This is a genomic window from Pseudomonas sp. zfem004, assembly GCF_032621715.1.
Lineage (GTDB): Bacteria > Pseudomonadota > Gammaproteobacteria > Pseudomonadales > Pseudomonadaceae > Aquipseudomonas > Aquipseudomonas sichuanensis.
The window spans coordinates 34,805-53,453 of the sequence record NZ_JAVYJF010000013.1 but is presented as its reverse complement, the minus strand read 5'-3'; the positions used below and the strand labels follow the sequence as shown (position 1 = coordinate 53,453).

The 18,649-nt window shown below is 66.8% G+C and carries 13 protein-coding genes; 5 read left to right on the top strand and 8 right to left on the bottom strand.

Translation table 11 applies throughout. From position 1 onward, the window contains the following. Positions 1-88 precede the first annotated feature (88 nt). The 3 genes from RTH46_RS15395 to mobA all read left to right on the top strand — a co-directional run bounded on the left by RTH46_RS15395 (position 89) and on the right by mobA (position 5,036). Entirely contained in the window at positions 89-1,264 is a 1,176-nt protein-coding gene (locus tag RTH46_RS15395; RefSeq protein WP_316906036.1) for an efflux RND transporter periplasmic adaptor subunit, read from the top strand. An 11-nt stretch (positions 1,265-1,275) separates the two neighbouring features. Further along, positions 1,276-4,398 carry an efflux RND transporter permease subunit gene (locus RTH46_RS15390; protein ID WP_316906035.1) on the top strand — a complete coding sequence of 1,041 codons (3,123 nt, stop codon included), beginning with the start codon at positions 1,276-1,278 and terminating at the stop codon, positions 4,396-4,398. Positions 4,399-4,460: 62 nt separating this feature from the next. After that, positions 4,461-5,036, top strand: coding sequence for a molybdenum cofactor guanylyltransferase MobA (gene mobA, locus RTH46_RS15385; RefSeq protein ID WP_316906034.1), 576 nt, complete (start codon positions 4,461-4,463; stop codon positions 5,034-5,036). 127 nt (positions 5,037-5,163) lie between these two features. Here the strand turns inward: mobA and RTH46_RS15380 are convergent, their stop codons facing one another. From RTH46_RS15380 to peaA, 5 genes are all read right to left on the bottom strand, one after another. After that, complete coding sequence (locus RTH46_RS15380; protein WP_316906033.1) at positions 5,164-6,837, bottom strand: fatty acid CoA ligase family protein; 1,674 nt, start codon at positions 6,835-6,837, stop codon at positions 5,164-5,166. 106 nt (positions 6,838-6,943) lie between these two features. Beyond that, complete coding sequence (gene peaD / locus RTH46_RS15375) at positions 6,944-8,065, bottom strand: quinohemoprotein amine dehydrogenase subunit beta (RefSeq protein WP_110994492.1); 1,122 nt, start codon at positions 8,063-8,065, stop codon at positions 6,944-6,946. A 19-nt stretch (positions 8,066-8,084) separates the two neighbouring features. Continuing rightward, on the bottom strand, positions 8,085-8,408 hold the full coding sequence (gene qhpC / locus RTH46_RS15370) for a quinohemoprotein amine dehydrogenase subunit gamma (protein ID WP_046855356.1): 324 nt from the start codon (positions 8,406-8,408) through the stop codon (positions 8,085-8,087). A gap of 1 nt (position 8,409) precedes the next feature. Beyond that, entirely contained in the window at positions 8,410-9,840 is a 1,431-nt protein-coding gene (gene peaB, locus RTH46_RS15365) for a quinohemoprotein amine dehydrogenase maturation protein (RefSeq protein ID WP_316906032.1), read from the bottom strand. Between the two features lie 53 nt (positions 9,841-9,893). Beyond that, on the bottom strand, positions 9,894-11,459 hold the full coding sequence (gene peaA, locus RTH46_RS15360; RefSeq protein WP_153786987.1) for a quinohemoprotein amine dehydrogenase subunit alpha: 1,566 nt from the start codon (positions 11,457-11,459) through the stop codon (positions 9,894-9,896). A gap of 410 nt (positions 11,460-11,869) precedes the next feature. On the opposite strand from peaA, the gene RTH46_RS15355 reads away from it, so the two are divergent. Continuing rightward, a complete protein-coding gene (locus RTH46_RS15355) occupies positions 11,870-13,363 on the top strand; it encodes an aldehyde dehydrogenase family protein (protein ID WP_316906031.1) in 1,494 nt (497 codons plus the stop codon). A gap of 120 nt (positions 13,364-13,483) precedes the next feature. Further along, on the top strand, positions 13,484-14,797 hold the full coding sequence (locus RTH46_RS15350; RefSeq protein WP_316906030.1) for a hypothetical protein: 1,314 nt from the start codon (positions 13,484-13,486) through the stop codon (positions 14,795-14,797). 172 nt (positions 14,798-14,969) lie between these two features. On the opposite strand, the gene RTH46_RS15345 is transcribed toward RTH46_RS15350, so the two are convergent. Genes RTH46_RS15345 through RTH46_RS15335 form a run of 3 tightly spaced genes read right to left on the bottom strand, consistent with a single transcriptional unit; the run spans position 14,970 to position 18,646 of the window. Then, entirely contained in the window at positions 14,970-16,259 is a 1,290-nt protein-coding gene (locus tag RTH46_RS15345; RefSeq protein ID WP_316906029.1) for an NAD(P)/FAD-dependent oxidoreductase, read from the bottom strand. Further along, on the bottom strand, positions 16,252-16,929 hold the full coding sequence (locus RTH46_RS15340) for a S8 family serine peptidase (RefSeq protein ID WP_316906028.1): 678 nt from the start codon (positions 16,927-16,929) through the stop codon (positions 16,252-16,254). The genes RTH46_RS15345 and RTH46_RS15340 overlap by 8 nt, the downstream gene beginning before the upstream one ends. Then, positions 16,919-18,646 carry an ABC transporter ATP-binding protein gene (locus tag RTH46_RS15335; RefSeq protein WP_316906027.1) on the bottom strand — a complete coding sequence of 576 codons (1,728 nt, stop codon included), beginning with the start codon at positions 18,644-18,646 and terminating at the stop codon, positions 16,919-16,921. Before RTH46_RS15335 ends, RTH46_RS15340 begins: the two co-directional genes overlap by 11 nt. Between the last annotated feature and the right edge of the window lie 3 nt (positions 18,647-18,649).

Genomic DNA, 18,649 nt, shown 5'->3' with positions numbered 1-18,649 from the left:
CACTTTTTCACATACCCCCTACAGAGCTTAACAGCGCCCCCGCGAACGCTTGCCTTAGCATAGGCCCGATCAACCCTGGAAGATCCGTATGTCCATTCTGAGCACTCCGCGCCTGCGCCCCTTGGCGCTATTGGCGCTGTTAACCCTCGCGCTTGCCGGCTGCGATGACGCTGCCGAACAGGCCGAACAGGCGCCCGTGTCGCAGGTGCGGGTCGAAACCCTGCAGTTGCAGGCGCTGGCCATCAGCAGCGAACTCAGCGGACGCATCCTCGCCCCGCGCACCGCCGAGGTCCGCGCCCGGGTCGCCGGGGTGGTGCTCAAGCGGGTGTACCGCGAAGGCAGCGACGTCAAGCAGGGCGATGTCTTGTTCCTGATCGACCCGACGCCGTTCAAGGCCGACCTGGACAGCGCCCGCGCCACCCTGGCCAAGGCCGAGGCCACGGTTTACCAGGCCCGCCTGCAAGAGCAGCGCTATCGCCAGCTGGTCGACGACAAGGCGGTCAGCCGCCAGGAGTACGACAATGCCCGCGCCAGCTTCCTGCAGGCCGACGCCGCGGTGGCCGAGGCCAAGGCCGCCCTCGAGCGCGCCCGCTTGAACCTCGGCTATGCCACCGTCACCGCGCCGATCTCCGGGCGCATCGGCCGGGCACTGGTGACCGAAGGTGCGCTGGTCGGCCAGAACGAGACCACGCCACTGGCGACCATCCAGCAGTTGAACCCGATCCACGCCGACGTCACCCAGTCGACCCGCGAGCTCAACGCCCTGCGCCGCGCGCTGCGGGCCGGCGAGCTGCAACAGGTCGGCCAGGGCCAGGTCAAGGCCACCTTGATCCAGGACGATGGCAGCGCCTACCCGCTGCCCGGCAAGCTGCTGTTCTCCGACCTCAGCGTCGACCCGAGCACCAACCAGATCACCCTGCGCAGCGAGTTCCCCAACCCCGACCTCGACCTGTTGCCCGGCAGCTACGTGCGCGTGCGCCTGGACCAGGCCGTGCAACCCCAGGGCATCAGCGTGCCGCAACGGGCAATCCTGCGCGACAGCGCCGGCGTACCCAAGGTGCTGGTGGTCGACCAGCAGGACCGTATCAGCGAGCGCCAGATACAGCTGGGCAGCGCCCAGGGCGACCGCTGGATCGTCAACGACGGCCTCAAGCCGGGCGAACGCGTCGTGGTCGAGGGCCTGCAGCACGTCAAGGCCGGTGACCAGGTGCAGGTCGACGAACAACCGGACGCACTCCCCATCGTCCAGCACAACGGCCAGTGAGGGCCTGATCCATGCCGCAGTTCTTCATTGACCGCCCGGTCTTCGCCTGGGTGGTCGCGCTGTTCATCCTGCTGCTCGGCGGCCTGGCCCTGCCGCAGTTGCCGGTGGCCCAGTACCCCGACGTGGCGCCGCCGCAGGTGGAAATCTACGCCGTGTACCCGGGCGCCTCGGCGGCGACCATGGACGAAAGCGTGGTCAGCATCATCGAGCAGGAGCTCAATGGCGCCGACAACCTGTTGTATTTCGCCTCGCAAAGCAGCCTGGGCAGCGCCACCATCACTGCCAGTTTCCAGCCCGGTACCAACCCGGACCTGGCCCAGGTGGACGTACAGAACCGCCTCAAGGTGATCGAGTCGCGCCTGCCGCGCCCGGTCACCCAGCAGGGCCTGCAGGTGGAAAAGGTGTCCACCGGCTTCCTGCTGCTGGCCACCCTCACCTCCGAGGACGGCAGCCTCGACGAGATCGCCCTGTCGGATATCCTCGCGCGCAACGTGATGAACGAGATTCGCCGGGTCAAGGGCGTGGGCAAGGCGCAACTGTATGGCTCGGAACGGGCCATGCGGATCTGGATCGACCCGGCCAAGCTGGTCGGTTTCAGCCTTACGCCCAACGATGTGGCCGAGGCCATTGCCGCGCAGAACGCCCAGGTGGCGCCGGGCAGTATCGGCGACCTGCCCACCCGGCCGACCCAGGAAATCACCGCCAACGTGCTGGTCAAGGGCCAGCTGAGCACGCCCGAAGAGTTCGCCGCCATTGTGCTGCGGGCCAACCGCGATGGCTCGGCGGTGACCGTCGGCGATGTCGCCCGGGTCGAGATCGGCGCCCAGGAATACCAGTACGGCACCCGCCTCAATGGCAAGGCCACCAGCGCCTTCAGCGTCAAGCTGGCGCCAGGCGCCAACGCCATGGAAACCGCCACCCTGGTCAAGCACAAGCTCGATGAGCTGTCGCGCTACTTCCCGGCCGGGGTGAAATACGACATCCCCTACGACACCTCGCCGTTCGTCAAAGTGTCGATCAAGCAAGTGATCAACACCCTGGTCGAGGCCATGGTGCTGGTGTTCGCGGTGATGTTCCTGTTCCTGCAGAACTTCCGTTACACCCTGATCCCGACGCTGGTGGTGCCGGTGGCACTGATGGGCACCTTCGCGGTGATGAACGCCCTGGGCTTCTCGGTCAACGTGCTGACCCTGTTCGGCATGGTGCTGGCCATCGGCATCCTGGTGGACGACGCCATCGTGGTGGTGGAAAACGTCGAGCGGATCATGGCCGAGGAAGGCCTGCCGCCCAAAGAGGCCACGCGCAAGGCCATGGGCCAGATCAGCGGCGCCATCGTCGGCATCACCCTGGTGCTGGTGGCGGTGTTCCTGCCGATGGCCTTCATGAAAGGCTCGGTGGGGGTCATCTACCAGCAGTTCTCGGTGTCGATGGCGGTGTCGATCCTGTTCTCGGCGTTCCTCGCCCTGAGCCTCACCCCGGCGCTGTGCGCCACCCTGCTCAAGCCGATCGCCAAGGGCGAGCACCACGAGCGCAAAGGCTTCTTCGGCTGGTTCAACCGCCGCTTCGAGGGCATGAGCAACGGCTACCAGCGCTGGGTCACCCACGCCCTGGCGCGCAGCGGCCGCTACCTGCTGGTGTATGCCGCGCTGGTGGGGGTGCTGGTGTATGGCTTCAGCCAGTTGCCCAGTGCGTTCCTGCCCACCGAAGACCAGGGCTACACCATCACCGATATCCAGCTGCCGCCGGGCGCCAGCCAGGCCCGCACCATCGAAGTGGCGCGGCAGATCGAGGCGCACAACGCCGAAGAGCCGGGCGTGGCCAACACCACGCTGATCCTGGGCTTCAGTTTCTCCGGTAGCGGGCAGAACGCGGCGCTGGCCTTCACCACGCTCAAGGACTGGTCCGAGCGCGGCAGCGACGACAGTGCGCAGTCCATCGCCGACCGCGCGACCATGGCCTTCACCCAGCTCAAGGACGCCATCGCCTACTCGGTGCTGCCGCCACCAGTCGACGGCCTGGGTGAGTCGAGCGGCTTCGAGTTCCGCCTGCAGGACCGGGGCGGCATGGGCTACAGCGAACTGATGCAGGCCCGCGACCAGCTGCTGGAGCAGGCGCGCAAGAGCAAGCTGCTGGTCAACGTGCGCGAAGCCTCGCTGGCCGAAAGCCCGCAGGTGGCGCTGGAAGTGGACCGCCGCCAGGCCAATGCGCTGGGTGTGTCGTTCGCCGCCATCGGCGAGGTGCTCAACACCGCGGTGGGCTCCAACTACGTCAACGACTTCCCCAACCAGGGCCGCATGCAGCGGGTGGTGGTGCAGGCCGAAGGCGACCAGCGCAGCCAGGTCGAGGACCTGCTCAAGATCCATGTGCGCAACAACAGCGACAAGATGGTGCCCTTGGGCGCCTTCGTCACCGCCCACTGGCAGAGCGGCCCGGTGCAGCTGACCCGCTACAACGGCTACCCGGCGGTGTCGATCTCCGGCGAACCGGCGCCCGGCTACAGCTCGGGCGAAGCCATGGCCGAGATCGAGCGCCTGGTGGCGCAGCTGCCTGCCGGCGCCGGCCTGGAGTGGACCGGCCTGTCGCTGCAGGAGCGGCTGTCCGGCAGCCAGGCACCGCTGCTGATGGCGCTGTCGCTGCTGGTGGTGTTCCTGTGCCTGGCGGCGCTGTACGAAAGCTGGTCGATCCCCACCGCGGTGCTGCTGGTGGTGCCGCTGGGCGTGCTTGGCGCGGTATTGGCTGTGACCCTGCGCGGGTTGCCCAACGACGTGTTCTTCAAGGTCGGCCTGATTACCCTGATCGGCCTGTCGGCGAAGAACGCCATCCTGATCATCGAGTTCGCCAAGGAACTGGTCGACCAGGGCGTCGATGCCAGCCAGGCCGCGATCCAGGCCGCCCGCCTGCGCCTGCGGCCGATCGTGATGACCTCGTTGGCATTCATCCTCGGCGTGGTGCCATTGGCCATCGCCAGCGGCGCCAGCTCGGCCAGCCAGCAGGCGATCGGTACCGGGGTGATCGGCGGCATGCTCAGCGCCACGTTCGCCGTGGTGTTCGTGCCGGTGTTCTTCGTGGTGGTGATGCGCCTGGCCGGGCGTGACCGGGCCAGGGAAGGCACGCCAGTGGCCAGCGAAAGCTGACTGGACAAGCCCCTGCGTTGAATGAGAGGGTTCCCGGCATTGACTGCCCGGAACCCTTTTTCATGCCCACTGCCCTGCCCCCCTGCTCGATCCTCATCCTCGCCGGCGGCCGCGGCCAGCGCATGGGCGGCCGTGACAAAGGCCTGGTGCCATGGCGCGGCGAGCCGCTGGTGGCCCATGTGCAGCGGGTGGTGCGAGGGTTGTCCGACGATGTGGTGATTTCCTGCAATCGCAACCAGGCGCTGTATCGGCCCTATGCCGACCAACTGGTTGGCGATGCCGAGGTCGACTTCCCTGGGCCGCTGGCTGGGGTGATTGCCGGGTTGAAGGTCGCCAGGCATGAATGGGTGGTGCTGCTGGCGTGCGATGCGCCTTTGGTTGATCAGGTGCTGATAGAGGACCTGCTGAAACTGGCTGTCGCGCACGACAGTGCGGCGATGGTCCGTCAGGGGGGGTATTGGCAGCCGATGTTCAGTGTGCTGCCGCGGCGGGTGCTGGCGGGGCTGGAGCAGGCGTGGGCGGTGGGTGAGCGGAGTTTGCAGAAGGCGCTGTTGGTTGAGACTGTGCAGAGGCTGGAGTGTGCGCAGGATGATCAGCGGCTGAGCAACTTCAACAGCCCGGAATTGCTGCAGGACTGAATCATCGCGACTGCCAGTGCCGGCCTCTTCGCGGGTAAACCCGCTCCCACAGAGGGCGGCGCTGTACCTGTGGGAGCGGCGGTGCGCCGGTGCGATTTACCCGCGAAGAGGCCAATGAAAGCAATGCTCAACGCCCAGACAGTTCCCCGATACTGATCTCGCGCATCCTGAACTTCTGCACCTTCCCCGTCACAGTCATCGGAAACTCATCAACAAATCGGAAGTGCCTCGGCACCTTGAAGTGTGCAATCCGCGCCCTCGCCCACTCACGCAGTTCCTCCTCGCTGGCACTGTGCCCCGGGTGGAAACGAACCCAGGCCACGATCTCCTCGCCATATTTGCTGCACGGAACACCGATCACCTGCACATCAGCCACCGCCGGGTGAGTAAAGAAGAACTCCTCCAGCTCCCGCGGATAGATGTTCTCGCCCCCCCTGATGATCATGTCCTTGCTGCGCCCGACGATACGCACATAGCCCTGCTCGTCCATCACCGCCAGGTCGCCTGTGTGCATCCAGCCCTCGCCATCAATGCTTTCGGCGCTGGCCTTGGGGTTGTTCCAGTAGCCGAGCATCACGCTGTAGCCACGGGTGCACAGCTCGCCGATCTCGCCGCGCGGCAGTGTGTCGCCCTCACTGTCGACAATCTTGTTCTCCAGCCGTGGCTGGGTGCGGCCGACACTGGTCACCCGGCGCTCAAGATCATCATCGGCGCCGGTCTGCAGCGACACCGGGCTGGTCTCGGTCATGCCGTAGGCAATCTGCACTTCACCCATGTGCATCTCGCCGATCACCCGGCGCATCACCTCGATCGGGCAGGTGGCGCCGGCCATGATCCCGGTGCGCAGGCTGGACAGGTCGAACTCGCCCCGGCGCGGGTGGTCCAGCTCGGCGATGAACATGGTCGGCACGCCGTACAACGCGGTGGCGCGCTCTTCGGCCACGGCCTGCAGGGTCAGCAGCGGGTCGAAGGCGTCGTTGGGGTAGATCAGCGTGCTGCCGTGGGTCATGCAGCCAAGGTTGGCCATGACCATGCCGAAGCAGTGGTACAGCGGCACCGGCACCACCAGGCGGTCGTGCTCGGTGAGGCCGAGGCTTTCGCCGACCATGTAGCCGTTGTTGAGGATGTTGTGGTGGCTGAGGGTGGCGCCCTTGGGGAAACCGGTGGTGCCGGAGGTGTACTGGATGTTTATTGGGTCGCTCGGGCGCAGGCTGGCCTGACGGGCGGCCAGTTGCTCGCAGGTCACCTCGCCGGCCCTGGCCTGCAGGGCCGGCCACGCCAGGAAACCTGCTGGCGGCGCGCTGGCCAGGCTGATCACGCCACGCAGCTCGGGCAAGCGCTCGCTGGCCAGGGCACCGGGGTGGCTATCGCCCAGGCCGGGCACCAGCCCGAGCAGCATCGCGTGGTAATCGGAGGTCTTGAAGGCATCGGCGCAGATCACCCACTGGCAGCCGGACTGGCCCAGGGCGTAGTCCAGCTCGCTGCTGCGGTAGGCCGGGTTGATGTTGACCAGGATCGCGCCGACCTTGGCGCTGGCGAACTGGGTGATGCACCACTCGGCGCAGTTGGGCGCCCAGATGCCCAGGCGTTCACCGGCCTGCACGCCAAGGGCCATGAGGGCCCGGGCGTGCTGGTCGACCGCTTCGGCCAGTTGCCGCCAGGTGTAGCGCAACTGCTGGTGGCGGACGATCAGGGCCTCGCGGTCGGGGAAGCAGGCGACGGTGGCGTCGAAGGCATCGCCGATGCAGTGGTTGAGCAAGGGTTTGTCGGGGTTGCCTTGGGAATAGCTTGGCTGGGTCATGGGTATCTCTTGTTGTTCTGGTCTACCTGAACCACCGCCATCGCGGGGCAAGCCCGCTCCCACGGAGCAGTTCACCACGTGGGAGCGGGCTTGCCCCGCGATGGGGTTACCGGACGAACACCTGCGGCGTGGTGGTCGACATATCACCGCCTGGCAGCTTGATGTTCTTCACCTTCTCCAGGGTATTCGGGTCGAACACCGCCAGGTCATTGAAGGTGCCGCCCAGGTACAGCTTGTCGCCCGCCTTGTCGAAGGTCACACAGTAGTAGGTATGTTCCAGATTCGCGGCCTTGACCAGTTTCTTCTGCTTGATGTCGTAGCGCGCCAGGCGATTGAGCACGCCATACATCTGGTTGCCATCCTTCGGCGAGCGCAGGCCGGTGAAATACAACTCGGTCAACTCGGCAAACTCCTCGGTGTGGGCCTTGCCGGTCTTCAGGTCGATGCTCAGGTAGCCGTACAGCGGCTCGGCGGTGGCCGGATCCTGCTTGGCATCCTTGAACTTGGCGATGGTGTAGAGCATCGAGAACTCATGCCGCGCGCTCTGGTGCGGCCAGAAGTACAGCACGTCGGGTGCGCTGTAGCCGGGGCGGTTCCAGTTGCGCAGCGGCAAGGCGACGGTGTACTTGCCGGTCTTCACGTCCATCTTGTAGATGTCCGGCCCGGCCACATACAGGCTGCCGTCGTCAGCGGCGCGCATCAGGTACACCTGGCGCGGCATCGGGAAGGTGCGCACCGGCTTGGCGTCCAGCCCGTCGCCGGTGCGGAACACCTCCAGGCGCGGCGGCTTGACCACGTAATGGTCGTTCAGGCGCTGGCTGGGGTTGACCGTGGCATAGACTTCCTTGCCGTCGGGGCTGATGGCGAAGGAGTACATGGCCTTGCCCACCTCGCCTGGCACGCTGGACAGGTTGGCGTGGAAGGTGGTCTTGCAGCTGTCCAGGTCGATGCCATAGATGTCGGCAAAGTGGTTGTTGAGCACGTAGGCGGTGCGGTTGTCCGGCGCCATCATCGCCGTGCCAGGGCCAAACGAGTCGGGCATGCGGCAGGTCTTGTACAGGGTGTCGCTGGCCACCTCGACCACATGCAGGTTGTTCGGGTAGTTGGTGGCGATCAGGTATTCGTGGCCGGCCTGCAGGGCTTTGCCTGCGTCGTCGGCCTGGGCCGCCCAGGCGCAGGCCGTGGCGGCGACGGTAAGCGCGAGTTGCGCGCAGAATCCAGGTTTCATGCGGTTTCCCCTTGTCGTTCTATTTGTCTTTCGGGAATACGGTGCCGAGGTTGCGCCAGTCTTCGGCGGAGTTGGTCGCCTGGGCGTTCCAGTCCTGGTAGGTGCTCATCATGTCCGGCACCTGGGCCGGCCACCAGCAAGGGTCGGAACAGCCATACAGGTCGGCCTCCATCGGCTGGCACAGCGAGCTGACGCCACCAAAGGCGTCCACTTCCCAACCCGGGTCGGTGGTGGCGGTGCAGCCGGCCACGGCGCTCATCGCCAGCACTTCTTCGACGCGGTCCTCGGCGGCGGCCTGCTCAAGGATGCGCGCCTTGTTGTTCAGCGGTTTGAGGTGCTTCATGTCAGTGCGCCTTCCTGGGGGTGATGTAGCGATCGATGAAGGCCGGGTTGGCGGCCATGATGCGGCTGTAGACCTCGATGCCGAAGTCGACCCAGTCGCGCATCAGCTCGCAGTAGTGGTAGGTCGGGTGCTGCGGGTCGCCGTAGCGGGCGTAGCTTTCGTGGTAGCAGCCGCCGGAACACAGGTTGCGGATGCGGCAGCTGTCGCAGCCGGTGCCGGTGCGGTCCAGGCGCTGTGACAGGAAGTCGTTGAGCTGCGCCTGCTTCACGCCCTGGTGCACGTTGCCGAAGGTCGGCAGGCTGGAGCCGGTGAAGCGGTGGCACAGGTTCAGCTCGCCCTGGTGGTCGACCGCCAGCATCTTCAGCCCGGCACCGCACGGCAGGGCCTTCTTGTGGCCCTCGTGGATGTCGGTGATCAACTGGTGCAGGTTGGAGAAGCCGATGTTGCGATGCTCCAACGCTGCCTCCAGGTAGCGCCGGCCAAGGGCCTTCATGTTGTCGAACACCTGCACCAGCTCTTCGCCGGTGAGGTTGAAGTCGGCCATGTCACCGGATGTCACCGGGGCGAAGCCCACCTCGGCAAAGCCCATCTCGTTGAACAGGTGGTTCCAGATGGTCTCTACATCGGTGATGCCACGGGTCAGGGTCACGCGGGCCCCCACCGGTCGGCTGTCGTAGCGCGACAGCAGCATGTCGGCCTTGCGCCGCACCACGTCGTAGGTGCCCTGCCCGCCCACGGTGATGCGGTTGCGGTCGTGCACGGTCTTGGGCCCGTCGATGCTGATGGACAGCCCGAAACGGTGGGCGTTGAGCCAGTCGACGATCTCTTCGGTGAGCAGCGTGGCGTTGGTGGTCATGATGAACTCCACCTGTTTGCCGGCCTCGGCGAAACGCCGCTCGCAGTACGCCACCATGTGCTCGATCAACGGCCGGTTGGACAACGGCTCGCCGCCGAAGAACACCACGCTGTAGCGGGTTTCGTCGGGCGACTCCTTGAGCAGCATCTCCACCGAGGCCTCGGCGGTGGCGGCGCTCATCTTCTTGCCAGCCGAAGGCTTGTCGAGGTCTTCCTTGTAGCAATAGGTGCAGCTGAGGTTGCAACCGGTGTTGACGTTGAGCACCACGGTGTTGAGCGCCGTGCGCTCGACCTGCTTGAGGGCGATTTCCGGGGTCAGCGGCGAGCCGTCGCTGACCACTTCCAGGGCGATCAGCTCGCGCAGGGTTTCCTGGATGTCCTGCCCGTCGAACTGCTGGCCGAGCTGCTGCATCAGCTCCTCGGCAGAGCAGCCTTGGCGGCGCAGGGTGTCGATGATGCCGCCGGTCACCGCATCGGTGGCGAACAGCGAACTGCTGGGGATATGGAACAGCATGCGGTCGGCGTCCACCTGCACTTCGTGCAGGTTGCGTTCGACCAGGTTCAGTAGTGCGCCCATGGCGACCTCCCGATAATCGATTCGTCAGGTGTTTACGCGCTTCGCCCTTGCCCTCATGGCAGCGGCGGGTTGTTCCAGCGCTGCACGGTGACGATCATGTGGCCCTCGCCGGTCTGCCCGCCGTCCGCCAGGGTGGCGACCACCTTCAGGTTGCCGGCGTTGTTGGTCATCATCTTGCGTTCAGGGTTGGGCCCGGCGCCGCCAGGCACGAACACGCCGTCGGCCTGCATCTGCCCGGCGAACTTGACGTCTTCGTCCTCGACTGCCCGTTCGTTGAACGGCTCGACTTTCCAGGTAGCTGGCAGGTAGCCGATGCGCAGCGGCTGGCCGCTGGCGTCCTTGCCCCAGGCCTCGGCCTCGAAACGGCCCTGGACCTTGGGCACCGAGGCGCCGTTTTCGCCGATGCGGGCGATGGAGAACGCCGGCACCACCTTGACCTCGTCGACCTTGTCGTACACCGCCAACTGCAAGCCCTTGAGCGCGCCCACCGACACCTCGCGCTGGCCGGCGGCGGCATCCTTGGCGGCACGCGCCTTGACCCGGATCAGCGTCGGGGTCGACTCCAGCACCTCGGTCACCTGCACGCCCGCGCCCAGGTCCGGTTTGCCGGACAGGTCGCTGCCCACCAGGGTGATCTCGCTGTCGCTGCCGGCCTTGATGAAGGCTGGTTGCACCGCCAGCAAACGCCCTTGGCCAGCCTTGGCCGCGTTGAAGTCCAGGCCGCGCTCGTCATGCTCGGCCTCGAACATGCGGCCCTTCATCTGCCCGTCGATGGCGGCGAACACCTGGCGCAGGTTGGCCTCGCCGACCTTGACGTTGCCGCGCCACTCGTAGCCGTTGTAGAGGATCGCCGAACCGCTGCCGTTGAACGGCGTGCCGTCGGCATAAGCCCCCTTGACCTCGACCTTGAAGGTGTCGCCCTCGCCTGCGCTGACACTCATCACCCCGCGCACATCGCCCTTGGCGAGCATATGGCCACTGAACGCCCACTGCCCCACCAGCGCGTCGGCCTTGGGCCGGGCCTTGAGCCATTCGGCCCAGGCCGGGTTGTCGAGGGGGAAGCGCTTGGCCAGGTCCGGCACCATCTGCTTGAGGGCGATGTCCAGCCAGTCGCGGTCGCGGGCCTGGGCCTGGTATTCGAGGGACGGCCACTGGCTGAGGTGAAAGTTGACCAGATGTTCCCATTCCTGGGCCGGGCGCCGCTGCAAGGCAACCCGGGCACCGGAGTGGCAACGCCCGCACATCTGGCTGAGCTGATCGTCGAAGTGCTCGACGGTGTTGAGCCTGCGCTCCATGGCGTAGCGCACGCCATCGGTCTCGCTGGGGGCCAGGCCCTGCTTGTCGGCCAGGTACTTGACCAGGGTGCGGCGGTCGTCGTCGCTGATCTGCAAACCGTGCATCACCTGCATGCGGGCGATGCTCATCAGCCAGCCTTCGGGGGTCTTGCGCTGGTGGCTGATACGGCTGTAGCTGTCGTTGCCCTCGGGGATATGGCACCCCATGCACTTGTTCTGCAACAGGCTCGGGCCCTGCTCGGCCGCCATGGCCTGGGCGGACAGCAGTGCGGTGGCGACCAGCGCCAGTGTCCCCGCCTGCCGCCGGAGTCGAGTCGTCTTCAAGGTCAGACCTCCACGGTGTTGTTCTTATCGTTATTGCACGCTTGGGTACTGCGGTGTGCATGTGACAGTTGCGATACAGGAAGTGTGCCAGTTGCAGCAAAAATGTTTTGGATCAGTGAGTTGCCTGGGTTTTGCGGGTATGGGCCGGCGTTTGGGATTGTAGGTGAACGTCCCATTTCGCGACTGGGTGTTTCACCTTGAGACAACCGCTGGGGTTGGTAATGCCAGGGTCCGTAAATCTGTATCACATGACGTCTCACCCGATCTCAATATGCAACAGATCACCTCTGACTCCTTTATCTCCCAATTCGACAAAAACCACCGCCTGCCGGGCCTTGCCCGGCATCCGACTCCTTTGGCACGCCCATTGCCCAGCCCTGGTCACAACCATGACAAGAGGCACCGCCCCCATGCATTCCGAACTGCCGATCCTCCCCGCCACACGCGACTTCCTCGCCCGCAAGCTCAGGATGCGCATCGGCGCCGACTGGCAGGACGCCGCCAGCGGTCGCACCTTGAGCTTTCGCAACCCGGCCACCGGCGAAGTCCTTGGCGAGGTGCCCGCGGCCGACCCGGAGGATGTCGACCGTGCGGTGCGCGCCGCGCGCCAGGCCTTCGACGATTCGGCCTGGAGCCGCACCCGCCCGCGTGAACGGCAGAACCTGCTGTGGCGCCTGGCCGAGCTGATGCAGCGCGATGCCCAGCAACTGGCCGAACTGGAATGCCTGAACAACGGCAAGAGCGCCGCCGTGGCCCAGGTGATGGACGTGCAACTGGCCATCGACTTCCTGCGCTACATGGCCGGCTGGGCCACCAAGGTCGAGGGCAGCACGGTCGAGCCTTCGCTGCCGCTGATGCCCAACGACCAGTTCCATGGCTTCGTGCGTCGCGAAGCCGTTGGCGTGGTCGGCGCCATCGTCGCCTGGAACTTCCCGCTGCTGCTGGCCTGCTGGAAGCTCGGCCCGGCCCTGGCCACCGGTTGCACCATGGTGTTGAAGCCCGCCGACGAAACCCCGCTGACCGTGCTCAAGCTCGCCGAGCTGGTGGACGAAGCCGGCTACCCGGCCGGGGTCTTCAACGTGGTCACCGGCACTGGCCTTAACGCCGGCGCCGCGCTGAGCCGCCACCCGGGCGTGGACAAGTTGACCTTCACCGGCTCCACCGAGGTCGGCAAGCTGATCGGCAAGGCGGCCATGGACAACATGACCCGCGTCACCCTGGAGCTGGGCGGCAAGTCGCCGACCATCGTGCTGCCCGACGCCAACCTGCAGGAGGCCGCCGCCGGTGCTGCCACGGCGATCTTCTTCAACCAGGGCCAGGTGTGTTGCGCAGGCTCGCGGCTGTACGTGCACCGCAAGCATTTCGACAACGTGGTGGCCGACATCACCGGCATCGCCAATGGCATGAAGCTCGGCAACGGCCTGGACCCGTCGGTGCAGATGGGCCCGTTGATCTCGGCCAAGCAGCAGGACCGGGTCACCGGCTACATCGAGCTGGGGCGTGAACTGGGCGCCACCATCGCCTGCGGCGGCGAAGGCTTCGGCCCGGGCTACTTCGTCAAGCCGACAGTGATCGTCGACGTCGACCAGCGCCACCGCCTGGTGCAGGAGGAAATCTTCGGCCCGGTGCTGGTGGCCATGCCGTTCGATGACCTCGATGAGGTGGTGCGCATGGCCAACGACAACCCCTACGGGCTGGGCGCGAGCATCTGGTCCAACGACCTGGCCGCGGTGCACCGGATGATCCCGCGGATCAAGTCCGGCTCGGTCTGGGTCAACTGCCACAGCGCCCTGGACCCGGCGCTGCCGTTCGGCGGCTACAAGCTCTCGGGCGTCGGCCGCGAGATGGGCGCGGCGGCGATCGAGCATTACACCGAGCTCAAGTCGGTGCTGATCAAGCTCTGAGTCTTATGGACTCATCGCGGGGCAAGCCCGCTCCCACGGGTCATGCGTGGGAGCGGGCTTGCCCCGCGATAGGGCCGCCCCAGGCAACACACCAATCACAATAAAAACATGGAGCACACCATGAAGCACACGCTCGCCTGCAGTTTGGCCCTGTTGCTGGCCGCACCGCTCGCTCAGGCCCACCCCCTCTACAACGAAGGCGGCACCACCCTCGACGCCAACCTCGAAGCCCTGTTCGGCATCTTCCACAGCGACGAGAGCTTCAACCAGTTCGGCAACCGTCAGCCCGGCAGCAGCAACTGGCGCGAGGGCTACGTCAAGTACGGCCTCAGCGCCAGCCAGGCCATCGCCGACAGCGGCGCGCTCTACGGCGCGTTCAGCCTGCTCAGCTCCGCCACCTGGGGCGATGGCGACGCCGCCGGTTTCACCCTGGGCGACGAACGCCGCACCGCCGTCGAAGACCTGTACCTGGGCTGGCGCTCCGGCACCCTGTTCCCGGCGCTGGGCGAAGACGGTATCGATATTTCCGGTGGCCGCCAGCTGGTCACCCTGGGCGATGGTTTCCTGATCCAGGGCGACCCGGTCAACGCCGGCAACGTCGACCTGGGCGCCAACTTCGACCGGGGCGGCGCCTACTACCTGGCCGCGCGCAAGGCCTTCGACCGCACCGCCGTGCTGCGCCTGGGCGGCAAGCAGGGGTGGCGCGGCGACCTGATGTGGCTCAAGTCCGACAACCACTTCCAGGCCGACAGCGCCATGGCCGTGGCCAACCTTGAGCATGTGGCCGACGCCGGCACCGTCGGCCTGAGCTGGATCCACGGCCTGGACGTGGACCGGCGCTACGCCGAGATCCTCGGCCTCGAGCACCGCGATGGCATGGACACGGTAAGCCTGCGCGGGCGCGGCAACCTGGGGGTGAAGGAGCTGGAGCTGGCGGCAGAATATGTCACCCAGGACCGCACCGGCGGGCGTGAGGATGCGTGGTACCTGGAAGGCAACTGGACCTTCTCCGGCCTGCCCTGGTCACCCACCGCCACCTACCGCTACAGCCGCTTTTCAGAACACTTCGACCCGCTGTTCTATGGCCTTAGCCGCGGTTACGGCACCTGGTTCCAGGGTGAAGTGGCGGCCAACTATGCCGGGCCGTTCAACAGCAACAGCCAGGTCCACCATGTGGCGCTCAAGGCCAAGCCACGTGAGGGGCTGACCGTGGGCGCGCTGTATTTCGACTTTGACCCGCTGAGCACCGACCGGGGCAATCTCGGTGGCCGCGAGCTGGACTTGTACCTGGAGTGGATGGTCAACGAGCACTGGCTGATCAGCCCGTTGGTGGGGTTCTACAAACCGCAGCGCAATGCCGATAATGGCGGGGTGCAGCTGGGTAGCCGGGATACCGGGACCTATCTGCAGTTGGTGGTCGGGACGTTCTTCTGACGAGACTTCGGCGTTGCCTATGCCCCCGCCATCGCCGGCAAGCCGGCTCCCACAATGACCGCGTCGAACCAAGCCATGCGCAGCTCCCTCAGGGTCTGCGCATGACCCAGGCCTATGCAATCGGGGTGGGAGCCGGCTTGCCGGCGATGGGGCGCAAAGCGGCCCCTGGTTTTCAGCGATAACCTTGCTCGCCAAGCCACCGCCGCACCATGGCCTGCGACTCCCCGGCCAGCACCTGCTCCAGCTCGAGCCCCGCGCGCAGGCCACGCACCACAGGCGCCAACTCAACCCCTTGCAGGTGCCACACCCCCAACGGCTGGTCTGCCGTGACCACCACCTCGGCCTCCTCCACGAAGCCATCGCGCAACACCGGCCGACGCTCCACCCTCACCGCGCGCCAGGCGGCCTGGGCATGGATCGGCTGCGCATCCGGCCACGTGCGGCGTGCAGCCCAGAACGCACCGGTCGCCCGCGCCTGCTCCTGGGCATAGAAATCCCGGCCAATACGAGCAAAGCGCAGGAACAGCTGCTCGATACGCTCCTGATGAAAACGTTGCGCCAGAGCAGCGCTCTCAGGCCGCTGCAACAAGGTGTTGATCACCACCGGCGCCTGCAACGCCGACGACAACGACTGGAAAATCCCATTACCCGACAGCGGGTCTACCGCCATCGCCGCATCCCCCACCCGCAGCCAGTCATCGCCTGCGCAGGCGCCGGCCAGGATCGCCGTGCTGCTGCGGGCATGCACCTGCGCGGGGGCGAAGGCCTGTTCATCGAACAGCGCCAGTACCTGCGCCGAACCACGCCGGCGTTCGGCGCAATACTCCGCCAGCTGCGCCTTGCCCGGCAGGCTGGTGGTAGCGGCATCCAGCGTCACTTGCCAGTAGCAACGGCCATCGGCCAGCCGCGCCATCCACGCCCAGCCATCGTCCAGGCTCTCCACGGCCGAGGCCGCTGGCCCCGGTTTACCCTGCCAGAGGTTCAGCAGGCTGACTGTCTCCGGCCCGCGCAGGCGCCCTTCGGCCAACGGCGCCTGGCGGCCACGGGCCTCGACCAGAAAGTCGCCCTGCACCACCCGGCCATCGTCCAGGCGCACCCGGTGGCCGCCATCGCGCAGCACCTCGCGCACCCGGCCTTCGAGCAGCTCGACCCCGGCCCGACGCAGGTCGTCACGCAACGCCCGGTCGAATCGCTGACGGTCGAGCAAGCACTCCTGGTTCAGGCGCAGCTGTTCGCCATTCCAGTGCACCTGCCGCTCGGCGGGGGTGGTGGCCTGCGCCAGTGCGGCGCCTAGCCCGGCATGCTGCAACCCGTCGAGCACGCGCTGGGAAACCCCTTCGATGGCGGCGAAGCGGCGCCAGTCGCTGACCACGGTCACGGCGTACCCCAGGCGGCGCAGCCCCAGGGCCGTGGCGGCGCCGGCAGGGCCCGCACCGAGTACGACAATGCGCGCGTCAGCCATCAGCCTGCCCCTTACGCTCCGGGCCCGTGTAAGCCGCGTGGTGCTTGAGCCAGTGAACCAACGCCATGTGCTCCAGCTCGGGCCGGTTGCGCAAGACGGCAGCAACCCGACCGCTGAACGCGCCACAGGCCAGGCTGGCGCCCGCCCCGCCGGTCGTGCCGACATGGGCGCCGAAGTCGGCCTGGGCGGTGCCCAGCCATGACCACTCACCCGGCGCGCAGCGGGCATCACCCGTTACCCGGATCACCCCCGGGTAACTTGCCGGATATACCGGCTCGCCCCGCGCGGGGCTGGAGGCACACAGCAGCACCCCGGCCGCCTGGGCTTCGGCGCAGGCCTGGCGCAGCACCGGGCGGTCCTGGTGCAGGCCCAGGCTCAGGTTGATCACAGCAGCGCCCTGCTCCACCAGCCACAGCAGCGCGGCAGCCACTTGCAGGGCGCTGGTGCTCCACTGGCGGTCGAACACCTGGGCCAGCAGCAGCGGCATGGCACCTGCCTCAGCGCGAATACGCTCGAGCACGGCGCTGCCATGGCCAAGGGCATCGGGCAGTGCCTCGCCTTCCTGCAACACGCCGTCCGCCAGCCAGAAGCGCCGGGCATCGAGCAGCATGGCGGCCTGCCCGGGCGAGCAGCCGCTGTCGATCAGGCCAACGCGCAGTTCACTGGTCATGCCCGGCCGGCTCCTTGATGCGCAACAGGCCGTCGCTCAAGTGCAGGTGCACATCGGCATCGGCCAAGGTCGAGGCGCGGTGGCTGATCAGAATGCGCGTGCGCCCGGCAAACAACTGGTCGATGGCGGCGATCACTTCGCGCTCGGTGGCCTCGTCCACTGCCGAGGTGGCCTCGTCGAGCACCAGGATCGCCGGTTGCTGCAGCAGCGCCCGGGCGATGGCGATACGTTGCTTCTGGCCGCCGGACAACTGCTGGCCACGCTCGCCGAGCATCCCGTCCAGGCCCAGCGGCAGGCTGCCGACCAAACCGTCCAGGCGGGTCAGCCGCACCACTGCTTCCAGCTGTTCACGGGTCGCTTCGGGCGTGCTGTAGGCGAGGTTCTGCGCCAGGGTGCCACGGAACAGCACAATGTCCTGGCTGACCACCGCGATACGCCGGCGCAAGGCCTGCAAATCGAGTTGGCGCAGGTCGATGCCATCGAGCAGGATGCGCCCGGCATCGGGGTCGTAGAAGCGCTGCAGCAGGTCGATCAGGGTCGATTTGCCGACGCCGGAGGCGCCGCTGATAGCGACCTTGAGCCCGCCAGGCAGGCTGGCATCGACGCCGCGCAGCACCCCGCCCTGGCGCTCATCGTGGGCAAAGTGCACCGCCTCCAGGCGCAATTCGCCGGGCCCGTCGGCGATGGGCAGCGGCGCTTCGGCGGGCTGGACCGCAACAGGCTCGCGCTTGAGTTCCATCACCCGCCCCAGGCTCACGGCCATGCGCTGCACCGCCACGTACAGCCCCAGCAGGCTCTGCACGGGCCCGACCGCCATGCCCAGGTAGGTGGAAAACGCGATCAGTGCGCCGAGCTGCCAGGTGCCCTGGATCACCCACCAGCCGCCGACCAGGAAGGCACAGGCGCGGCACCACGAGGTCAGGGTGCCGGGCACCGCCTGGGTGAAAAACTCGGTCAGCTGTACCTTGAGCAGCTGGCTCATGTAGCCCTGCCCCAGGCCTTCCAGGCGCTCGGCCTCGCGGTGCTGCTGGCCGGCGGCCTGGATGAACTTCATTGCTGGGAGGGTTTCGACCAGGAACGACGACACGTCCGCCGAGCGCTCGCGCAGGCTGCGCACCTCGCGCTCGACCTTGCGCCGCATCCAGCGCAGCCACAGCACTTCCAGCGGGATGAGCAACGCCAGCAGCAACGACAGTTGCCAGGACAGCAGCAACATCAGGGCCAGCGCGCCGACCAGGCCGATCACCGCCGACACCGCCGAGAACAGCGAGTCCACGGCAAAGCGCTGGATCTCGGCAACGTCGCCGTCCAGCCGCGAAAGGATATCGCCGGTGCGCCGCCGCCCGTAGAAGGTCGGCGACAGCTGCTGCAGGTGCCGGTACAGGTCATCGCGCAGGGCGAACAGGATGCGCCCGGACAGCCGCGTGTGCAGGTAGCGGTTCACCCCCGCCAGCACGGTGCCGAGCAGGCCGACGCCGATCATGATTGCAGCCATGTGCCAGAGGGTCTGGTAATCCTTGGCCAGCAGGCCCTCGTCGATCAGGGTCTTGACCAGCCAGGGTTGCGCCAGGGCCAGCAACGAAGCGCCCAGCGACAACCCCAGCAATACGCCGATGGCGCGCCGCTGCGGGCGCACGAAGCCGTACAGCCAGGCCAGGGCCTGGCGCATCAGCAGCGGGTCACTCGATTCGATCAAGCGTGAGAACAGTCCGCCCATGGT